Source organism: Kitasatospora sp. GP30, assembly GCF_029892145.1.
GTDB lineage: Bacteria > Actinomycetota > Actinomycetes > Streptomycetales > Streptomycetaceae > Kitasatospora > Kitasatospora acidiphila.
This window is the reverse complement of sequence record NZ_JARZAH010000008.1, coordinates 212553-230308: the sequence shown is the minus strand read 5'-3', so window position 1 is coordinate 230308 and position 17756 is coordinate 212553. Positions and strand designations below refer to the sequence as shown.

Genomic DNA, 17756 nt, shown 5'->3' with positions numbered 1-17756 from the left:
GGCACCACCCGGCTGAGGATGGCGGTCAGTCAGCGTTGGTGCTGGTGACGTCAGTCGTCGTTGCTGTAGCGCCCGTTCGACACCCAGTCGAGCAGGGCGTCGTTGCGGGTGCGGCGGGCCGCCTCAGGGTCCTGATCGACGGTCTCAGTGACGCCTGCGCTGGTGAGCCCCTTGCGGGCGGGGCCCTGGTGGCGGACCTCGGCACGCAGGGACTCCAGCATCTGGTCGCGCTGGGCGGCGATGCCCTCGGCGACGAGCCGCTGCACGCGCTGGTCCTCGGTCTCCTCGACCGGTGCGGCCGGGGGTGCGGGCGCGGACTCGGTGGCCGCGGCCGGGGCGGGCCGGGCGCCGAGCAACTGCTGGAACTGCTCCGCGGTCAGCTGGATGACTGTGGGCGCGGGGGTGTTGGCCGTCTCGGCGGCCGGAGTGGGCTGCTCGCTCACGGCGGGCACCTCCGTGGTGGGTGTGGGTTCCCCGGCCGGTCGGCTCGGGGTGGTCTCGGCGGTCGGCGCCGCGGCAGGCGGGGCGGTCTCCATCTGGTCGTCGTCCGGGCGGCGGCTGGTCTCCGTGTCGCCGTCGGTGTCGGCGTGCGGCGCGCCCGGGACGTCGATGTCGGCGTCCATGTCGGGGTCGAGTGCCTGGAGGGCGTCCACGGCGGCGTTCATCGCAGCCTGGGCGATCACCCGCAGCTCGGCCGGGGCGATCCCGCAGCAGCGCAGGGAGATCGACATCGGGCCGTTGTAGGCGTCGATGCAGAACCCGCCACCGTCGGCACCAGGCATGTCGCCGTAGAACTCGGTGACGTCGCCGAAGTGGGTGGTCTCCATCGGGACTCCGAATCGAGTGAGCGCGGCCCGGACTCGCGGGCGGATGCGCTTCAGCTGCTGGGGTGTGTAGCCGGTGGCGTTCTCGGCAAGGGCCCGCCAGGACTGGAGGGCGTGGGCTCGGGTGTCGATCGGCAGGCGCTTCACGCCGTCGCGGACGCCGAGGTCGGCGTACGCGACAGCGCCGTATGGGGCCCTGACCTTGGCGGCGGTGGCTTCGGTGACGGACTCGTACACCAGCAGGGCCGTCTCGGCGGTCTCGGCCGCCGCAGCGCCGGGCTCGATCCGTGCGGCCAGAACGCCGGGCGTCTTGGTGAAGTCCAGGCCGTACAGGTCGAGATCGTCGGCGGTCTCAACGGTCTGCCCGTCGTGCTCGACCCGGCGGACCGGACCCCGCCAGGCGCCCCGGATCGACACGCCGTCCAGGAATGGCCGATCGCCGGTGACCAGGGCAGCGATGTCACGGCCGTGCGCGGTATCGGCGATCTCCGCCTCGAACGTCACCCGGCCGTCGTCCTCCTGTTGGAGCCGGGTGACTCGGCCGACGATCCGTGTCGAATCGTCCTCGGCGCCGTGGTGGGTCAGCATCGTGTGCGGCTCGCCGCGGGCGATCGCCGCCTGGGCCCGCTCGACCGCCCGGCCGAGCATCTGCCGGGTGTACAGCCGGCGGTTCCTGGAGACCCCCGGGGCGATCGCCGTGCCCCTGATCGTGGCAATCCCAGCCATCGGACCTCCCTTACTGGCTGAACCCGCCGAGGTAGTAGGCGGCGGTCGTGGCGGCCGCGACCTGGCCGAGAACGATGGAGACCTGCGAACCTCCTGGGGCCTGCGGCTGGGTTTCCATGCCGGGCATGTCGATGGGGCCTGTGTCGCCCTTGCAGTAGCCGGTGAAGATCGGCGCGCCGTTGGCGGTGACCTGCACCAGGAACGGGCTGGCGGTGTTCGCGCCGACGTAGAGGTCGGTGAGGTAGAACGTCTGCCCTGCTGGCACGGTGAACAGCGCCACCGTGGTCGCCGCGGTGGTGGACAACACCGGGTTACCGGTGAACTGATTGAGCGTCTGCCCGTAGGCGGCGGCCCCGGCACTGGCCCGCAGGGTCGGGATCGAGTTGCCGCCGTCGTCGGCCAGCGTCACAAGCGGTGCCTTGGCCAACTCGGCCTCCGATCAGGTGGGCTGCAGGGTGCAGCGGCAGAGGGGGTGCAGGGGTGGCCGGGGTGCGGTGGCGGCCGGGTAGGGGCTGTTGTCCTCGGCGGTGATGCAGGCCGAGCAGACGTGGCCGTCGCCGACCGTGACGACGGACAGCTGCTGCACGCTGCGCTGCTGGTAGGCAGCGGTCATGCCGTCGGTCCAGGCAGCGCCCACTGCGGTGATGATGCTCGTGGACCAGGCCGCGCCGTCGGTGATGACGGCGGCGGCCTGGTCGAGCATCGCCCGCTCGTCAGTGCCCTGCTCGGCCGCGGTGAGCAGGGCTCGGGCGATGGTCTGTGCGGTGCCGCGCAGTGCGGCGGCGGTGACGGTGTAGGCGGCGGCGAGCTCCGCATCCGCATCGCCCTCGCCGTCGGCCTGGTCATAGTCCTCGTCGCCGAGTTCGCCGCCGTCGTCGGCCGCGACCGCGTGCCCGGCCCGTGCGCCAGCCGCCCGGCCGCCGCGCATCGCTGCGGTGAGTGCGGCGACCAGCTGCGGCCACTCCGGTCGGCTGGCGAGCCGGGCGAGTTGGGCGAGCACCGCAGCGGTGGTGACCCGTTGCACGTGGCGGCGTCGGTCGGCCGCGGCGGTGCTCTCAGCCGGGGCGACCTGTTGGCGCAGGGCCGTCATGACGGCCGTCAGGTCCAGGCCGGCGGCCAACTCCCGCCATGCGGCGAGTACCTGGCTGGCTGCGTGCTGCTCCAGCCGGTCCCGGCGCCGGTAGATCGCGGCCCAGACGCCGGTGAGCTGGCCGAGTTGGAGCGTCGGCGCCCGACCGGCGGCCATCAGAAGACCTGCTTTCGGATCAGCGGCCACGCTCCGGCTGCGGTGAGCGCGCCACCCGGAGCGTGGTCAGGTCCTTCGCGGGGTGGTTCGGGCTGGTCGCTGGTCGGGCCGGGCGGATCAGGCTGCGAGGGCGGCCCGGAGGCGGGCGGCGAAGTCATTCGGCTCGTCCTCCTCGTCCTCCTCGTCCGGGTCGTCCTCGTAGTAGGTCCGCCAGTCGTAGGCCTCGGCCGGCCTGCTGCCGGGCGGCGCCGGGGGTTGGCCGGGTGCCGGCGGCTGCTGGCCGGCGGCCATCGCTGCCGCGTGCACCGCCAATTCCGGCGGCACCGAAGCCGGTTCCGGCTCGGGTTTCATCTCGATGCCGTCGATCTGCGCACCGGCGCTGAGACCTGGCGCCGCGGTCTTGGCCAGCATCGCCTTCGACATGGTGGCGATGTCGGCCCACAGCACGAGGTTCTGCCTGTCGATCAGCACCGCGTCGTCGCCGCCCTTCACGGGGGGCTCGCCGATGTCGGCGCGGCCGCGGTTGAGCAGCCACAGGCCGTTGCGGATCCTAAGGTCCCGGATCTGCTCGATCACCAAGCTGTCGCGCATGTCGACTTCGCGGAGCTTGAGGGTCCAGCCGTCGATGCCGAAGCCGCGACGCGTGAGGTGGAAGTTGAGCTTCTCCAGGATCAGCGCGGCGACCGGGGCGCAGGTGTTCGTCATGAACGTCTTGCGCTGGCTGTCGCCGGTGCCACCGCCGAGGTTGCCGGACTCGATCACGCCGACCTGCGCGGGCGGCACGCCGTAGACCGCGAGGATCTCGTCCCGCGCCTGGTCCTTGCTGGCGTGCAGGTCGGGGATCCGGGACGGCTGCAGCTCGGTGACCTTGCCGCCGCCAGTGGTGATGATCGGCTCGCCGCGGTTCTTCGGGCCCAACACGCGCACCCGGAACTGCTGCAGCCACCGCTTGATCGCGTTGTCGCTCGTGGACTCAGGGAAGTCCACGTGGAGCATGGGCGGGTCACCCTTGCGGTGGGTCTCTTTCAGCAGGCCGGAGGCGTACAGCCAGGTCGTGATCGGCAACAGCGCCCTCTCGGTCGCGCTGGTGCCGTGGAGGCCGGACCGCGGGGTGTCCATGCTGATGTGGATGATCTCGTCTGGCTCGAACGGGGCACGCTGACCGTCGTCGGTGATCTGCACGTACTGGGTGACGACGCCGTGCGGGTCGGAGATGATCCGCATCGACGCGGCGTCCAGGCTGTACAACGCGATCGGCTCCCCGAGGAACCAAACGACCTCCAGGTACGCGTCTCCGGCGACCTGCAGGTCCGTCACCAGGCCGCGTAGCAGCTGCTGCATGTCCTCGTACGGGTTGCAGTAGTCGATCAGCTGCTGGAGCCGCTGGACTTCCGGCGGCCGGGCCGGCGCCTTGCGGTCGCCCTCCTGGTCGTCCTGCGCCCAGTCGATGTACAGGCCGCCTGCGGTGACGGTGCGGGCGATGGCGTCCACGCAGGCGCTGGCCCATGTGCAGGTGGTGTACACCTGGTAGAGCTGTTCGAGCAGCTCGCGCCGGTCGGATCCGAGGTCGCCGCCGCCCTGGTTGTACTCGGTCGTGCCGCCGCGCGGGATCCCGTACTCGTAGCCGCGCCGGGCCGCCTGAGCGGGTGTCGGGTCGGCGGCGGGGGTCGTCGTGACGGGCTTGACGGACTCGGTGACGGGCTCGGTGCGGCGGGTCAGTCGGGACCAGATGCCCACGGAGACCTCCTCACCGCCCCACGCTCGGGCACATCGTCGTCGGGATCGGGATCGTCGGGGCCGCGGGCGATCGCGTAGCGGCCGGCGAACGGGGCCTTCAGCTCCTGCTCGGCCTCGGCAGCCGGGGGCGCCCCGACGTCCGGGAACCGCGGCCCGCCGCCCAAGTTGATCAGCAGGTAGCGCAGGGCGTCCGGAGCGTGGTCCTCGGCCTTGCTGTCCGCGTCCTCCGGGTCGCCGATCTGCGCGTGTGGCAAGGCTGGCAGGGTGCGGATCAGCTCCACACAGCTCGTGAAGACGTGCAGGAGCGGGCAGGTTTCCCAGCCGAGTTCGCGGTGGTGCGCGCAGGCCGGGGCCTCGCCGAGGTAGGAATGCACACGCTGCCAGCCCGGGACACGGCCGCCCTTGCCAGCCGCCGTGAGCGGCACGCCGTTCTCCGCGTAGATCGAGGCAATCGGCCTGGCATCGCCCCTGGTCGCCCACATCGCATCGTCTGCGTACCGAGGACCGATCTGCTCGCCGGCCTCCGCCGCCAGAATCTGCCGAGCCTGCTCGGCCTCACCGACCTGGGTCTTGTAGATCTCCCTGTAGACGTACACACGCCCGTCTTCATCTACAGCGCCCCACAGCACGCACCACGGCGCGCTGAAGCCCCAGTCGATGCCGTTGTAGCGGCGCCACTCGGCAGGCAGGGTGATCGGCTCCATCGTGTGCCGCTCGCGGCGCCACTCGGGGAACATCATTCCGGCGAACTGGTCCCAGTCGCCGTCGCGCATCGCGGCGCGTCGTTGCGGGTCCGGGATCGAGTTCAGCCGCCGGTGGTAGCTGCCGTCCAGGTGCGGGTTGTCGGTGGCCTTGGCCTGGACGAACCGCACGGTGAGGCCCTGGTCATCGGCCACTACGTTGCTGCCGTGGTTGGTGCCGTCGATGTAGCGGGCCTTGACCTGGGCGTGGGATGGGCCGCCGGGGTTGCAGGTGGAGCGGGTGCCGATGACCGGCACGTTGCCACCCGAGCGCAGCCGCTCGAACTTGAGGATGTCCACCACACCCGGCGGCATCAGGGTGGTCTCGTCCACGAGCAGCAGCTGGTACTCGCCGCCCTGCCGGCGCGAGGCGTCGGCGAGGTTCTCCATGTACCGAAACCGGAACAGCGAACCGTTCGGGAACCTCAACTCCCGTTCGGTGCCGTTCCAGCGGGCGCCCAGCTCGGCCGCGTACCCGAACTTCGCGAGCACGGGGAACACGGACTCGGCGAGTTCGTCGTAGGTGCGGCGGATCAGCAGGACGCGGATCCCCGGGTAGCGCACGCACGCCAGCAGGCCTTCCATGACGATCGCGACGCTCTTGCCGCCGCCAGCCGCCCCGCCGTACAGGACGTCGTCCTCGATGGAGCTGTGGAACTCCTGCTGTTGCTGGTGGGGTCGGTAGCCGAGACGTGCGAACACGTCGATCCGGCGCAGCTGTTCAGCCTTGCGGGCCTGGAGCTCAGCTCTCCGGGTCTTCAGCTCCTGAAGCTTCTGGATCTTCAGCTTCAAGAGCAGCGAGTTCGCCGTTGAGCTGCTGGAGTTGCTGGTCGATCGCATCCAGCGTCAGCACCCCCTCGGTCTTGGTGGGCGCGTCCAGGCCGAGGAGCTTGGCGCGGCGCTCGGCGTTGCGGCGCCGCGCGTCCTCGATCTTCAGCAGCCGGTCTGCGGCTTGCAGGACTGGTCCGTAGTCGGGCACCGGGGAGTCGTCGTCCATCAGGACGACCTTGCCGCCCTGGATGGTGACGTGTTCGCGCTCCAGGATCGCCTCGATCGTCTCCTGGAGTCGTCCGAGCCGGACCAGTTCGGCGTCCAGGCGGTCGAGTTCCAGCTGGCGGTACTCCTCCAGCGGGATCGCGAGCTTGGCGGCGGACTTCTGGAGCTCGCGCCTGATGTCGTTGTAGGCGTTGGCCCTGCCGCCATAGCCGAGCGCGTCGGAGATCTGCTCCCAGGTGTGGCCTGCGATCTTCATCTCGACTGCGCGGCGGCGGCGTTCGACGATCGGGAGCTGGTGCGCGATGTCGCGGTTGGCAGGCTTGCGGCCCATCGCGCCCTCCGATCGCTAGTCGAGTGCGGCCCGAACGAGGCAGTCCTTGGCCTCCAGCAACTTCCGGAGGCCGGCGGTCAACTCGGGCCCATCCGGCAGCCGGCGGATCATCTCCTCGGCCAGGTCGTGGCAAGCCTCGCTGATGGGCCGAAGGTGCTGGGGCAGGTGGGCGTAGGAGAAGTGCCGGGCGATGGCCTGGGTGCCGGGGTGGCGGTCGGTGGTGTCCATCAGGCGGTGGCCGCCGGGGGCTGTGCGGCCGGTTCGGTGGCGGTGGTGGCGTCGGCTGCGGCCTCGGTGGCGAGCTGCTCGGCGTCCTGGGTGACCTCGGTGACGACGGGGGCTGCCTGGTGTTCGGCGTCGGTCGCGATGTGACGGGCGTCAGCGCCGGCCTCGGCGGCCAGCTGACGGGCGTCACCGTCGATGCGGGCGTGGATGGCGCGCAGCTCGGCGGCGGCCGGGTGGCCGAGCATCTCGAACTTGGTGACGACCTCGTGCAGGAGGTCGTGCAGCTTCTCGGCGATCTTGGACATGGTGGTCTCCACGGTCTGAGGGCGGGTGGCGGCGCGCAGGCGCGGGATGCTGGGCAAGGAGGCTCCAGGTTGTTGGTGGGGAGTCCTGCCAGCGGGTCGCGCCGGGTTGGCTCGGCAGGATTCGAACCTGCGACTCACGCCTTATGAGGGCGCTGCTCTACCAGGCTGAGCTACGGGCCACTCACGGCCTGGCGTTGCGCGCGCCAGCCAGGCCGTCACAGTCCTCGCGGATGCTGCATCTCGTTCCGTTCCCGGATGCCCCGGGTGCTGGTTGAGACCGCTCCCCACCGTGGATTCGAACCACGAACCTCCGCGTCCAGAGCGCGGTGTGCTGCCAGTTGCACCAGCGGGGAACGACAAAGCCCCGCGCACCGGGATGGTGGCGGGGCCGTAGTCGACGGGCTGTCAGCGGTTTACGGGCACGCTGAACACCCGCAGCCACTATGACAGTCAGATCACGGTTTGGTCAAGCCTCGGACGTCGGGGCGCAGCAAAGGCTCATGACCGGCCATCAGTACTTCTGGGCTGAAGCATGCGCTCCATCCACCTACGCTCCACGCTGGCCGGATGCGCATTGACCGCCGCAGCCATGAGGGCCCGGTGGCGCTCGCCCTCACTGCCACCTCCGTAGGTGACCCGAGGACGATCCTCGTCCCACTCAACGTGAGGGATAGGGGGCAAAACGAAGTTGAAGTTCCTGATTTCCCACGTCAGGTGGACCGTCTGGCGAATGATCTCGTCGATCGCACTACGCCGAACCTGCTGTACTTCCTCTGGGCTCGGCTCACCGCTGGTGATCTGCTGGATCTGGGCCTGGAGTTCCTCGTCACTGGCGGCTGCGGCCGAGACTGCCTCGGCCAGTTGCTGTTTCTCGCCCAGCTCGGCCTCGGCGTCGCCGAGCTTGACGCGGAGCTTACGGGTCAGCAGGGAGTCCCGGACGGCCTGTCGGGTCTCCGGGCTTACGCGCTTCATCTTGCGGCTGACCACTGCCAGCGCGACGAGCGCAACGACCGCCCACTTGATGTCGGCGATGAACTGGAGCCAGGACACGGGCGGTTCCTCAGATGGCGGGGGCCCACTCGGGCCGGTAGTCGGGGTGGGCGCGGTACGGCAGCGCGAGCAGCCGCACGACCGGGTCAAGGGCAACGAGCAGCATCCGCCCGGGGCCGGCAACCAGGTAGTCGCTCGACTCGGTGTCGGTGGCGGCCTGCTCGTGGAGCGCGATCATGCGTCGTTTGGCGTCGACCTCGACCAGGACCCGCGCCGGGCTGTGGTTCTGGATGTGCGGTGTCAGCATGAAGGCACCGGCACCGAAGTCCGCGATGTCGGCGCGCGGCTGGTCGCCTCGTGGGTCGGCCGCGTAGACGTGGTCGGCGCTGGAACCCCAGGCGGAACCGTCGTAGGGCGGTTCCCAGATGCCCTCTGTGCGGGCTGCGGCCGCGATGAGGCTGGCGCAGTGCTTCGCTGCATCGGCGGCCAGGCGCTCGTCCTCGTCCAGGCGCGCCCGCAGGAACGCCACCAGGTCGTCGTTCACCAGCTCATCCTGCTCCCACAGAGCCAGCGCTGTCACCCCATTCGCCGAGCACCAGGTCCTCGTGCTGGCCGTCGTGGCTGGCGGGCAGGTTGCAGATCGCGAGGCACAGGTCGCCGTCGAAGAGGATCAGGGCAGTTGCCGGGCAGTCGTCCATGCCCAGCATCCTCCCGACCAGCGACGGCCGGCCGCTGCTGCCGCGCCGGGAACGCGAAGGGCCCCGCAGTTGCTGCTCAACTGCGGGGCCGGGTCGGGGTATCGCTCAGGATGCGACGGCGGCGAGCCGGGTCGGCTCGGGCTCCAAGTCGGCAAGCCAGGGTTCGTGCTTCTCGACCTCGGCGCGCATCTTGCCGCGCAGGTGGCCGTCGCTGCTCGGCCCGGTGTATCCGGCGGCAGCCAGGGCGGCACGCATGGTGGCGGTGCCGGGCCGGTACGGGCCGTACAGCGGGCGGATGATGTCGCAGCCGGGCAGCGCGTAGGCAATGGGCGGGAGCACAGGCGGCTGGGCGGGCATGGGCGGGATGGCCGGGATGTGGGCATCGACGGCCGTCGTGACGGGCGTCAGCGGCTGCTCGACGAGCGGTGCGGGCGAGCGCCCGGGGGCCGGTCCGGACGGGGCCGGGCGCCCGGCCAGCGCGCGGTGTAGCTGGCGCATCAACGCGGTGAATGCGAGCAGCGCCGCGACTGGCGGTACGGCGGCGACGATCTGCGTCACCAGGTCCACGCGGGCGCCGACGCTCACCACGTTGAGGGCGATGCTGCCCGCGCTCCCGGCGGCGGTCAGGGCGATGGCGAGCCAGTCCCGCCGACCAAGCAACGCGCTCCGCAGAACGAGCAGTTCGCCGACGATCACGAACGCATCAATCGCGGCCGGCCACGCCCAGGCTCGGGCGCCGGTGAGGTGGTGGCCGGCGGCGAGCTGGTGCAGGGACTCGTACGAGAGCCAGAACGCGGCGGCGGTCAGGGCGATGGTGACGAGCGCGGCGCCGACGGCGAGCGCCTGGACGGCGCGGGCGCGGTCGGGCATGCCGACGCTAGGGTTGGCGGTAGCCATGGAGCTGATTCCTCCGTGGTCAGGGCCGGGCCGGGGCTGCGATCCCCGTGCCTGGCCCGCTAGTTGGTGGAGGTCAGCCTACTCCTGACGGCGCATGTGACGGGCGTCAGCGGGGGCACCCGGACCAGGCCGCTCACCGCCGCCTCCGCTTCACCCGGGCCCGCTGACGGCGCGGATACTGCCCACTGTTCGCAGCCCGATGTTCTGCCAACGCCTCAAACAGGGGCTTCTGCGGGGCTGGCTGATACACCTCCGTCATGCTGGCCAGAACCATCGCCAGCTCATCCCAGGTGATCACGGCAGAGGCCACCAGCTCTCGCTCTGTGTCCGTCGGCTTACGGCCCAGTGCCACCACGGCCGGATCCAGCGGCACGGCCTGCTGCTCACCGACCAGGAGACGTATCGCCCGTTCCCATGCCGTCCCCGCCAACACGGCCGCACGGGCCGCATCGAGAGCGCTCACCGCTGCTCACCGCCCAGCCACTGCTCGGTGGCGTCGCGCAGCACGACCGAGCTCGGCGGCCGGGCCTCCAGGATGTCGGCCAGCTGGTCCCGCTGCGCTGCCCGCATCTCGGCGTCCGCCGGGTTCGGGCTGCCGTAGAGGATCCCGCGGACTACCCGCTGGCGGGTCTCCGTGGTGACGCCTTCGTCCTCCAGGACGACGTCCACGAGGTGGAGCATCTGGTCCAGCCAGTGGGTCAGGTGGTGGTGGATCGGGTCGAAGGCGGCCGCCTTCTCAGCGCTGGGCATCCGGCGCCGGAAGCGCTCCGTCTCTGCTGTGACGAGCCGGGTCACTGCCGCTCGCCTCGCTCCTCGAATTCGGTGAGCCAGTGCGCCACCAGGTCCGAGCCCCAGTGGGGCGGGAACCCGACGACGGCACCGGGGATGGGCATGCTGCGGCCGAGTCGCTGCCACAGGTCGGCGGGGGTGATGTACCCGGGCCAGCGGCCGTCGGCGAACAGCTGCACGCCGGCGCGCCGGTAGGCCTCATCGGCAAGCTGCGAGCAGATCAGGTGCCCACTGTCGGCCACGTACCGGCGCAGGCCGGGGATGGGCAGGCGGAAGCGGTGGGCGGCCAGGGCGAGGTAGTCGAGGAAGCTGTACGGGGTGCGGGCCACGGCGAGGAAGACGGCGGCGTGAACGATCCGGACCCGCTGGGCATCGGTCAGTCCTGCCGGGGCGACGTATTCGACGTGCCGGTCGCTGAACTCGTCGAGCAGGCCGATACGAGCCCCGCCCGGCTGGGCTTCGACAAGGCACTGACGGCCGTCAGCACCCGGGCCGATGACAATGAACGCGTGCTCGTACGGGGCGAAGCCGTCGCCGTTGAGCCACTGGCCGAGGCGGATAAGCCAGCCGACGGTGCCGGTGATGGAGGTGAGGCCGATGTCGCCGGGACGAGGCTGTGGCTCGATCACCGCTGATCCTCCGGCTCGTTGGTGGCCTCGGTCGTCTCGATCTCCGGGATCCCGGGAGGCGTCGGCGCGTCGGTGTGGGTGCCGCTGCCGGACAGGTGGCCGGCCACCGGCACCCATGGGGTCTGCTTCGACTGCTGCTCGGTCACAGGTCGTCCTCCTCGTTGTCGCGGTGTGCCCAGTGGCGGGAAACGGTGGTGATGGCGTAGGCGGCGGCGATGATGGCGGCCAAGAGGACGCCGGCGGTGTTGTCGTCCACGGGAGCTCCGGGTTCAGGCGGCGTGCGCCTGGTTGAGGGCGGTGAGGAGTGCGGGGAGGTGCTGCCACGACCAGACGCGGCGGCCGGTGCGCGGGTCGACGGGCACGGCCGCCTGGCAGTGGGGGCCAGCGGGGCAGGTCACGGTCGGCGGCTCGTCGGGGCCGGTGTGGAGCGTCAACTCCTGCCCGCAGGACGGGCAGCCGCGGCCGGGGATGACGGTGTGCCGCTCGTCCAGGCCGAGCACGGTGAGGGTGCGGCGGGCGCAGTCCTCGGCAACCGTCGCGCAGGTGGCGATCAGCCAGTCCGGCGTGCCGATGAAGCCGTCGCCGAGGTCGTCGCCAGCAAGCCGGCCGTCCACGTAGACCGCGGCCCAGTGCGCGCCCTGCTGGTGGGAGTGCTCGAAGCGCCAGAGCCGCGGGTCCTGGTCGTGGCGCCACTGGACGACGCCGGCGACCTGGTCGGCGAGGTCCAGCAGCTGCTCGGTGATGGTCTCCAGCGCGTCGTAGGCGTCGAGGTTGAGCGGTGCCCGCTTGTCGACCAGGGCGAGGTCGGCGCGTTCGAGGCGTTCGGCGCGGGCTTCGGCGTCGGCGATCGCCCGCAGGTGGGCGGCGAGTTGACGCGGGGGCCAGACGGGCGCCGGGGGGCAGTGGACGGCGGCGGCCAGGTCGCCGAGGTGTTCGCGGACAACGCGCAGGTGGTGGCGGGCGTGTTGGGTGTGCAAGGGGCGGCCTCCGGCGTGCGGGTGTGCGCCCGTCGCACACCCGCCCTACTCAACTGGCCAGGCGCAGAATCGTTTCACCAGGCCGTCGGGGCACGCGGAAAGCCGCCCGGCGGGTGTCGGGCGGCTGGTGGTGACGGGCGTCAGCAGAACCGCAGCGACTCGCCAGCGGCAGCAGCCGCCTCCATGCCGTCAGCCAGTTCCAGACCGGCTTGGCGGTCATAGCAGTCCTCAGGCCAGACGGCGTTGACGACTTCGCGGAGCCTGGGCGCGACCTGGTGGCACTCGTCGGGGGTCAGTTCGCCGTCGCAGTCGGAGTGGTTGAGGAGCGGCTTGAGCGGGGTGGTGACGGTGTCCCAGGCGAGCTTCGGGGTGTCGTCGCCGGGGCGGGCGAAGCCGTACATGTGGTCCAGCGTGATGCCTTCGTGGGCGGCGATGGCCCGGCGGAAGCGCATGAAGCCGCCGTACGACCAGTGAGCGTCGGTGTGGCTGAAGTCGAGTCCCATGGTGTTCTCCTTGGTGGCGGTGACGGGCGTCAACGGGCCGTCAGTTCTCGGGGTCGGGGTCGACGAGCACCAGGCCGAGGGCCTCGCGGAGCTCATCGTCCAGGAGGAGGGCGACGGGCTGTCCGCCGTTGGTGAGGCAGCAGACGATGGTGTCCTCGCCGGGCTGTTGGGGGTGGATGACGGTGCGGTCCCAGCGGACGATCAGCGGGTTCATGGTCACTGGTCCCAGCCCTCCGGCGCGTGCGCGGCGATCAGGTCGCGCAGCCAATTCGGGTGCTCGCGGCCGTAGTCGGCGTGGAACTCGAACGTGCACTCCTGCTGGCCGACGGCGCCGGACTTCAGGCGGCGCGGGCCGGTGACCTTGGCGGCTGCGCGGCCGGGCTTGAACCACTCGGGTCGGTGGTCGGGGTGCCACCAGCGGTAGGTGAGCTCGACCGTGGCGGGGGTGATGTGGAACTTGCCGTCCCAGTTGGCGAGGTCAGGCAGGTCCGAGACGGTGATGGTGATCACGCGCGTCTCGGCGGTTCGGATCGCGGTCACGGGTCTGAGCTCCGTTCAGTGGTAGGCGTAGTGGCGCCATTCGGCGTTGTCGTCTTGGGCGTTCCAGGTGCTGGTGCAGTCGGTGCAGGCGGGGTCGCCGTTGTGGTCGGTGTGGCCGTCGGCGGGCTGGCCGCAGCCGTGGCAGGTGTCGTCGTCCACCGGGCACCTCCTGGGTGGGTTGGTGGCGGCCGGGGCTGATGGCGGACAGCCCCGGCCAGCGGTCAGGATCGGCGGGCGTGAGTCTCGATCGCGGGCAGGACCGTGGTGCGGAACCAGGCAGAGGCCTCGAACGCGCCGGAGGCGAGGCCGGTCAGCTGCTCGTAACCGGTGTGGATCTCGCCGGTGAACTCGTTCTCCCAGCACCAGCGGATGCCCATGGCGTCGAGCCACTGGCCGAGGCGGGCGATGTACTCGGCGTGGAGGTCGCCGCAGCCGTAGCCGCGCTCGTCGCTGTAGCCATAGCTGGTGTCGAAGGAGACGGTGAGCCAGCAGGCGGGCGCGTGGTCGGAGCCGTCGCAGGGGCCGGCCTCCTCGTCGTACCAGGAGGTTCCGGGGAGGTTGCAGATGCTTGGGTCGTGCTCGGCGGCCTGCTCGGCGCTGCGCAGCGGCGCGCCGGGCCGGTGGTAGACCATGAGCCACGCGGGAAGGCCCTGGCCGGGCGCGTTGCTGAGCGTCCAGCGACCGGACGTGGTGGACCACTGTTCGTCGGTCCAGGTGTGGTGGTCGGTGCAGCCGAGGAGCTCCCGGCAGTGCTGGAAGACCTCTTGCGGGCTGATCTGGTCAAGGATGAAGACGCGGGTGTCCAGGGTCATGGTGAAGTCCTCGCGGCGGGTGGCTGGTTGGTCGGCTGAGTGCCTCGTGGGGCGCCCGTACAAGACGGGCACCCGGGCGGCCATCAGACGGCGGGACCGGTGGGCTGCTGCTTCCAGGTCTCGACGATGTCGACGTTGCGGGCGCCGAACTTTTCGCGGAGCATCCTGCGCAGGGACGCAAGGCCGGTGCCGTACTGGCAGACCGGGCCGCCATCGACGGTGTAGTCGTACGTCCACCGCCACGCCGGACCGGGCCGGGCTACCTCGGGGTAGAGCTGTGAGCGGGTGATGACGACGGTGTGCTTCTCGGGGGCAGCCACGGCGGTCTCCTTGCGAGTGGTGGTGCGCGGGCGGGTGGTCTGAGCGGCGGTCAGGCGGGACGCTCGTACTCCAAGCGGGTGCGCATCGCTGCGCGCATCTCACGCTTGAGTTCGCGCCACCGCCACGTGGTCACGTCCTCGCCGAATGCATCGAGCGCGGCACGGGCGGGGCTGCTGGCAGGGGCCGTACGGCGGAGCTCGTTGAGCGCCGCGTTGACCGTGGCGCTGGTGATCTCGGACTCGCCGACTCGGCGGAGATCGTGGACGAGGATCGTCGCGATCTGGCGGGTGGCATCGGCCTTCGTCATGTCGGTCTACGCGGCCTCCGCGAACGAGGCGCGGGTGACAAGGTCGGTGGTGGCCTTGTACGAGCGGAGGCCGGCGAGCAGCGCCGGGTCGGTCGGCGAGTAGACGAACACCCGAATCCAGCGGCCGGTCGTGCGGTGCTGCGCCCAGGCCTTGGGGGCGTCCTGGCCGTCGTGGGCGGCGCGGTAGGCCTTGGCGACGTGCCGCCCGTACCAGGACTGCTGCCCGTCGGGGAGCTGGATGCCGAGCCGCTCCAGCATGTCGCCGGTGCGGATCAGGTTGCCGAGGCCGAAGACTGCGTGACGCAGGTCGATGTGGATCTGGCGGGCGACGGCGGCGAGGCGGCGGATCGCGGTGATCGTGCGGCGCATCTCGTGCTCCTGGTGGGGAGTTGGGCCGCTTGGTGCCGCCCTGATGACTCCAGTATGAGCCCAACGCGTTGGGCAATCAAGTGGCCAACGTGTTGGTCTTAAAGATTCTTTGCGAAGCCCAACACGGTGGCCTACCCGATGGCCAACCCCTCGTGAGAACATCACCCCATGACCAGCTACGACCCCGACACCAAGACCGCCCAGCTCTTCACCCGCTACAAGCGAGCCGTCGAAACCGAACGCGAACTCAAGCCCCAGGTCCGGGACGCAGCCGAAGAAGCCATCCGAGCCGGCGCCAGCAACCAGGAACTCGCCGCACTCACCGGCCTCACTGCCGAGTTCTTCCGCAAGATCGCCACCGCCATCGGCGCCGACAACCGCCGCCGCGTACCCACCGTCGGAGCCGAAGCCGAAGCCCGCCTCGCAGCCAAAGCCGAAGCCCTGCCGGCCGAGCCCGTTGCCAACCCCCGCCGCACCAAAGCCGACCCTCAGGACTGACCCGCACCACCCCGCCAACCGCCCGGTGCACCGTGCGGCCCTTCGTGCTGCCCGGGAACCGCGCCGACGAGGGCAGTGGCGATCGGGTCCTGGCCGAGCTCCTGGAGGAGCCGGCGCGCCTCCGCGATCAGGGCCTCCGCCGCCGCGGCCCGGTCGTGGACGGCCGCCAGGTACGGGCCGGCGTCCACGTCGGCCAGGTGCAGCATGCCGAGCCGCAGCACCAGGGCGACGGCGTGCGCCCGGTCGTGGACGTCGAGCTTCGTGTAGGCCGCCTTGAGCCGGGAGTTGACGGCGTGCGGGCTGAGGTTCAGGTCGCGGCCGATCGTGGCGGTGGTGCCGCCGTTGGCGGCCAGTCGGAGGACGTCGAGCTCTCCGGTGGTGAGCGGGTCGCCGATGCGTGGGCCGGGCGCGGACATCGTGCTCCTGGAGGCAGTTGTGTGGGCGTTCGTTGGCAGGTCAGGGGCCGCCTGACGCCCGTCAGGCGGCCGTCAGTTGGCGGCGAAGGGCGGCACTGGCGCGGCATTTGATGGTGCGGATGGCGGCCGGGCTGCGGCCGATGCGGTGGCTGATCTCAGCGGTGCTGAGGCCGGCCCAGTGGGTGAGCACGAGGGCCTGCCGGTGGACGGCGGGCAGCTGGCCGACGGCGGTGCGGACCGGCGCGGCGTCCAGCTCGGCGAGCACCTGGTCCTCGGGCCCGGGCGCAGCGCCGTGCTGGTGCCGGCCGGGGTCATCGGCGAGCACCTCGCGCTGGGTCGCAGCGCGCTTTTGGTGGTCGAGCAGCAGGTTGCGGGCGATGGTCAACAGCCAGGCGTCGAATGGGGCGCCGGTGTGCTGGTAGCTGGGGAGCGCGCGGAGGGCCCGAACCCACACGTCCTGGGCGAGGTCGTCGGCCAGGTCCGCAGGGCACCGGCGGGCCAGGTAGCTGCGCACCGCGCGGTGGTGCTGGAGGTAGAGCCCTGCGACGGCCTCGCGGTCGCCGGCCTGGGCGGCGGTGATGAGTGGCGGCGTCGTGGGCATTCCCGTGCTCCCTGGTGCGGCGTATGGTGCGTGGTACGGGTGGGCCGTCCGGCGCCCGGCCTTTCGCGGCCGGGCGCTTTCGGCTTATGCGGCGGCTGGCGGGTGGTCAGAAGCCGTTGGGGTCGCTGTCGAGGGGCTCCCACGCGGTCACCCAGACCGTCACGCCACGAACCGTGGTGACGGCCCTGAACTCGGTCTCGGTGAACTCCTCGACCTCGACACCGATGGCCTTCGCGTACTCGGCGAGGGCGTCCAGGTTGGTGTCCAGCTGGACTTCGAGCAGCGGGCCAACGCGGTCGTCGTCGTCAGTCCCAGAGGCATGCAGGCGGGCGACGGGCAGTTCGGGGTGTTCAGCGAGCAGGGTCTCGGCGGCCCGAGCGGCGGCGAGGGTGTCGATGGCGGCGCGGATGAGGTCGGCGGGGGTGGTGGCGGTGGCCACGGTGGTCTCCTGGGTGGTTGGTCGGCCGCGGTGTGCGGCCGGTGACGGGTGTCAGCGGCTGGTAGACGGGCCGTCAGCGGGTGGCGTGAGCGCGGCCGCGACGTCGGCGAGCAGCGCGCGGGCCTGCGCCCCCAGGCAGTGGTCAGCCCACTGCTCGCGCAGGTCGTCGATGCGTTGGAGTACGGCCTCGGCGCGGTGGGCACGCTGGTTCTGCTCGACGGCCTGAGCCTGGACGGTTGCGAGTTGGGCGCGGCAGCGCACGAGGGCATCGCCCTGGGCGCGCACCTCGGCCTGGAACTGGTCGGCGCGGCGGGCCTGCTGCTTGGCCTGCAGCACGGTGCTGGCGTGCGCCCTGGCGGCGTACTGGAGCCGGTCAACGAGCCATCGCACGTACCAGGGCCGGGGCGCCGCGTCGATCTTCTGGACGGCGTCGGCGACGGTGTCGCGGCGGGTGATGTAGCCGGCGCGCACGAGAGCTTCGCGGACGGCGCCGCCGGCAAGTTGGAAGCGCTGACCCTGGTTGTGGTTGTGGTTGGCGCGGCGCCGGGCGGAGTGCCAGGCAGCGCGGTAGCGGTCCCGCTCGGCGCGGAGCCGGTCCAGCTCGGCGAGCACCGCGGCCATGTCCGTGTGCGCGTTGAGGACGAAGTCGCGGTCGGCGTCGGCCTGGTCACCGTCGCCGAAGTCGAGGGCGGCGACTGCGGGCATGCCGGGGCCGAGCACGGTTTCAGGGCCGAGGCCGCCGTAGGGTTCGTTGCGCCAGGGGCCGCTGGTGGCCGCCTGGTGTCGGGCGCGGATGGTGGTGAGCTGCTCGTCGGACAGCGGCGGCGGGGTGGCGGTCAT

General features: G+C 71.3%; 30 protein-coding genes and 2 tRNA genes. 1 reads left to right on the top strand and 31 read right to left on the bottom strand.

Features of this window, described 5'->3' with window-relative positions; translation table 11 throughout:
- Positions 1-50: 50 nt before the first annotated feature.
- The 27 genes from P3T35_RS15770 to P3T35_RS15640 all read right to left on the bottom strand — a co-directional run bounded on the left by P3T35_RS15770 (position 51) and on the right by P3T35_RS15640 (position 14962).
- Entirely contained in the window at positions 51-1550 is a 1500-nt protein-coding gene (locus P3T35_RS15770; RefSeq protein WP_101382687.1) for a hypothetical protein, read from the bottom strand.
- Between the two features lie 10 nt (positions 1551-1560).
- Positions 1561-1977 (bottom strand): hypothetical protein, encoded by a 417-nt coding sequence (locus P3T35_RS15765; protein WP_101382686.1) that lies wholly within the window; start codon positions 1975-1977, stop codon positions 1561-1563.
- Positions 1978-1989: 12 nt separating this feature from the next.
- Positions 1990-2796, bottom strand: a complete 807-nt coding sequence (locus P3T35_RS15760; protein WP_101382685.1) for a hypothetical protein — start codon at positions 2794-2796, stop codon at positions 1990-1992.
- Between the two features lie 117 nt (positions 2797-2913).
- Positions 2914-4533: a phage portal protein gene (locus P3T35_RS15755; RefSeq protein WP_143676920.1), complete on the bottom strand. Its 1620-nt coding sequence runs from the start codon at positions 4531-4533 to the stop codon at positions 2914-2916.
- The gene (locus tag P3T35_RS15750) at positions 4512-6113 is read right to left on the bottom strand and encodes a phage terminase large subunit (RefSeq protein WP_101382683.1); all 1602 of its coding nucleotides are present in this window, start codon (positions 6111-6113) and stop codon (positions 4512-4514) included. Before P3T35_RS15750 ends, P3T35_RS15755 begins: the two co-directional genes overlap by 22 nt.
- The gene (locus P3T35_RS15745; protein ID WP_143676919.1) at positions 6016-6600 is read right to left on the bottom strand and encodes a hypothetical protein; all 585 of its coding nucleotides are present in this window, start codon (positions 6598-6600) and stop codon (positions 6016-6018) included. Before P3T35_RS15745 ends, P3T35_RS15750 begins: the two co-directional genes overlap by 98 nt.
- A gap of 15 nt (positions 6601-6615) precedes the next feature.
- Positions 6616-6828, bottom strand: a complete 213-nt coding sequence (locus tag P3T35_RS15740) for a hypothetical protein (RefSeq protein WP_101382682.1) — start codon at positions 6826-6828, stop codon at positions 6616-6618.
- Positions 6828-7187: a hypothetical protein gene (locus tag P3T35_RS15735; RefSeq protein ID WP_101382681.1), complete on the bottom strand. Its 360-nt coding sequence runs from the start codon at positions 7185-7187 to the stop codon at positions 6828-6830. The genes P3T35_RS15740 and P3T35_RS15735 overlap by 1 nt, the downstream gene beginning before the upstream one ends.
- Positions 7188-7236: 49 nt before the next feature.
- Positions 7237-7310 (bottom strand) — tRNA-Met (locus tag P3T35_RS15730).
- A gap of 100 nt (positions 7311-7410) precedes the next feature.
- Positions 7411-7483 (bottom strand) — tRNA-Gln (locus P3T35_RS15725).
- 145 nt (positions 7484-7628) lie between these two features.
- The gene (locus P3T35_RS15720; protein WP_101382680.1) at positions 7629-8180 is read right to left on the bottom strand and encodes a hypothetical protein; all 552 of its coding nucleotides are present in this window, start codon (positions 8178-8180) and stop codon (positions 7629-7631) included.
- 10 nt (positions 8181-8190) lie between these two features.
- Positions 8191-8664, bottom strand: a complete 474-nt coding sequence (locus P3T35_RS15715) for a DUF6221 family protein (RefSeq protein ID WP_101382679.1) — start codon at positions 8662-8664, stop codon at positions 8191-8193.
- A gap of 4 nt (positions 8665-8668) precedes the next feature.
- Complete coding sequence (locus tag P3T35_RS15710; protein WP_180356627.1) at positions 8669-8818, bottom strand: hypothetical protein; 150 nt, start codon at positions 8816-8818, stop codon at positions 8669-8671.
- A 105-nt stretch (positions 8819-8923) separates the two neighbouring features.
- Positions 8924-9715: a DUF2637 domain-containing protein gene (locus tag P3T35_RS15705; RefSeq protein WP_280706346.1), complete on the bottom strand. Its 792-nt coding sequence runs from the start codon at positions 9713-9715 to the stop codon at positions 8924-8926.
- A gap of 133 nt (positions 9716-9848) precedes the next feature.
- Positions 9849-10178, bottom strand: coding sequence for a hypothetical protein (locus P3T35_RS15700; protein WP_180356626.1), 330 nt, complete (start codon positions 10176-10178; stop codon positions 9849-9851).
- A complete protein-coding gene (locus tag P3T35_RS15695) occupies positions 10175-10465 on the bottom strand; it encodes a hypothetical protein (RefSeq protein WP_218976710.1) in 291 nt (96 codons plus the stop codon). Before P3T35_RS15695 ends, P3T35_RS15700 begins: the two co-directional genes overlap by 4 nt.
- Positions 10466-10506: 41 nt before the next feature.
- The gene (locus P3T35_RS15690) at positions 10507-11133 is read right to left on the bottom strand and encodes a hypothetical protein (protein ID WP_280706341.1); all 627 of its coding nucleotides are present in this window, start codon (positions 11131-11133) and stop codon (positions 10507-10509) included.
- Positions 11130-11279 carry a hypothetical protein gene (locus tag P3T35_RS15685; RefSeq protein WP_180356624.1) on the bottom strand — a complete coding sequence of 50 codons (150 nt, stop codon included), beginning with the start codon at positions 11277-11279 and terminating at the stop codon, positions 11130-11132. Before P3T35_RS15685 ends, P3T35_RS15690 begins: the two co-directional genes overlap by 4 nt.
- A gap of 123 nt (positions 11280-11402) precedes the next feature.
- Positions 11403-12110 carry a hypothetical protein gene (locus P3T35_RS15680; protein ID WP_101382677.1) on the bottom strand — a complete coding sequence of 236 codons (708 nt, stop codon included), beginning with the start codon at positions 12108-12110 and terminating at the stop codon, positions 11403-11405.
- Between the two features lie 140 nt (positions 12111-12250).
- Positions 12251-12613, bottom strand: coding sequence for a hypothetical protein (locus P3T35_RS15675; RefSeq protein WP_101385335.1), 363 nt, complete (start codon positions 12611-12613; stop codon positions 12251-12253).
- A gap of 40 nt (positions 12614-12653) precedes the next feature.
- Positions 12654-12827 (bottom strand): hypothetical protein, encoded by a 174-nt coding sequence (locus tag P3T35_RS15670; protein WP_180356623.1) that lies wholly within the window; start codon positions 12825-12827, stop codon positions 12654-12656.
- 2 nt (positions 12828-12829) lie between these two features.
- Positions 12830-13153 (bottom strand): hypothetical protein, encoded by a 324-nt coding sequence (locus P3T35_RS15665; RefSeq protein WP_101382676.1) that lies wholly within the window; start codon positions 13151-13153, stop codon positions 12830-12832.
- A 15-nt stretch (positions 13154-13168) separates the two neighbouring features.
- Complete coding sequence (locus P3T35_RS15660; protein WP_180356622.1) at positions 13169-13312, bottom strand: hypothetical protein; 144 nt, start codon at positions 13310-13312, stop codon at positions 13169-13171.
- A 62-nt stretch (positions 13313-13374) separates the two neighbouring features.
- Positions 13375-13965, bottom strand: a complete 591-nt coding sequence (locus tag P3T35_RS15655) for a hypothetical protein (protein ID WP_143676918.1) — start codon at positions 13963-13965, stop codon at positions 13375-13377.
- An 83-nt stretch (positions 13966-14048) separates the two neighbouring features.
- The gene (locus tag P3T35_RS15650) at positions 14049-14285 is read right to left on the bottom strand and encodes a hypothetical protein (protein WP_101382674.1); all 237 of its coding nucleotides are present in this window, start codon (positions 14283-14285) and stop codon (positions 14049-14051) included.
- A 50-nt stretch (positions 14286-14335) separates the two neighbouring features.
- Positions 14336-14593, bottom strand: a complete 258-nt coding sequence (locus P3T35_RS15645; RefSeq protein WP_101382673.1) for a hypothetical protein — start codon at positions 14591-14593, stop codon at positions 14336-14338.
- A 6-nt stretch (positions 14594-14599) separates the two neighbouring features.
- Positions 14600-14962 (bottom strand): hypothetical protein, encoded by a 363-nt coding sequence (locus P3T35_RS15640; protein WP_101382672.1) that lies wholly within the window; start codon positions 14960-14962, stop codon positions 14600-14602.
- 168 nt (positions 14963-15130) lie between these two features.
- On the opposite strand from P3T35_RS15640, the gene P3T35_RS15635 reads away from it, so the two are divergent.
- Positions 15131-15460 (top strand): hypothetical protein, encoded by a 330-nt coding sequence (locus tag P3T35_RS15635; protein ID WP_101382671.1) that lies wholly within the window; start codon positions 15131-15133, stop codon positions 15458-15460.
- Here the strand turns inward: P3T35_RS15635 and P3T35_RS15630 are convergent.
- From P3T35_RS15630 to P3T35_RS15615, 4 genes are all read right to left on the bottom strand, one after another.
- On the bottom strand, positions 15451-15876 hold the full coding sequence (locus tag P3T35_RS15630; RefSeq protein ID WP_101382670.1) for a helix-turn-helix transcriptional regulator: 426 nt from the start codon (positions 15874-15876) through the stop codon (positions 15451-15453). The genes P3T35_RS15635 and P3T35_RS15630 overlap by 10 nt on opposite strands.
- Positions 15877-15937: 61 nt before the next feature.
- Entirely contained in the window at positions 15938-16477 is a 540-nt protein-coding gene (locus P3T35_RS15625; protein WP_101382669.1) for an RNA polymerase sigma factor, read from the bottom strand.
- A 106-nt stretch (positions 16478-16583) separates the two neighbouring features.
- A complete protein-coding gene (locus P3T35_RS15620; protein ID WP_101382668.1) occupies positions 16584-16916 on the bottom strand; it encodes a hypothetical protein in 333 nt (110 codons plus the stop codon).
- 51 nt (positions 16917-16967) lie between these two features.
- Positions 16968-17756 carry a hypothetical protein gene (locus P3T35_RS15615; RefSeq protein ID WP_101382667.1) on the bottom strand — a complete coding sequence of 263 codons (789 nt, stop codon included), beginning with the start codon at positions 17754-17756 and terminating at the stop codon, positions 16968-16970.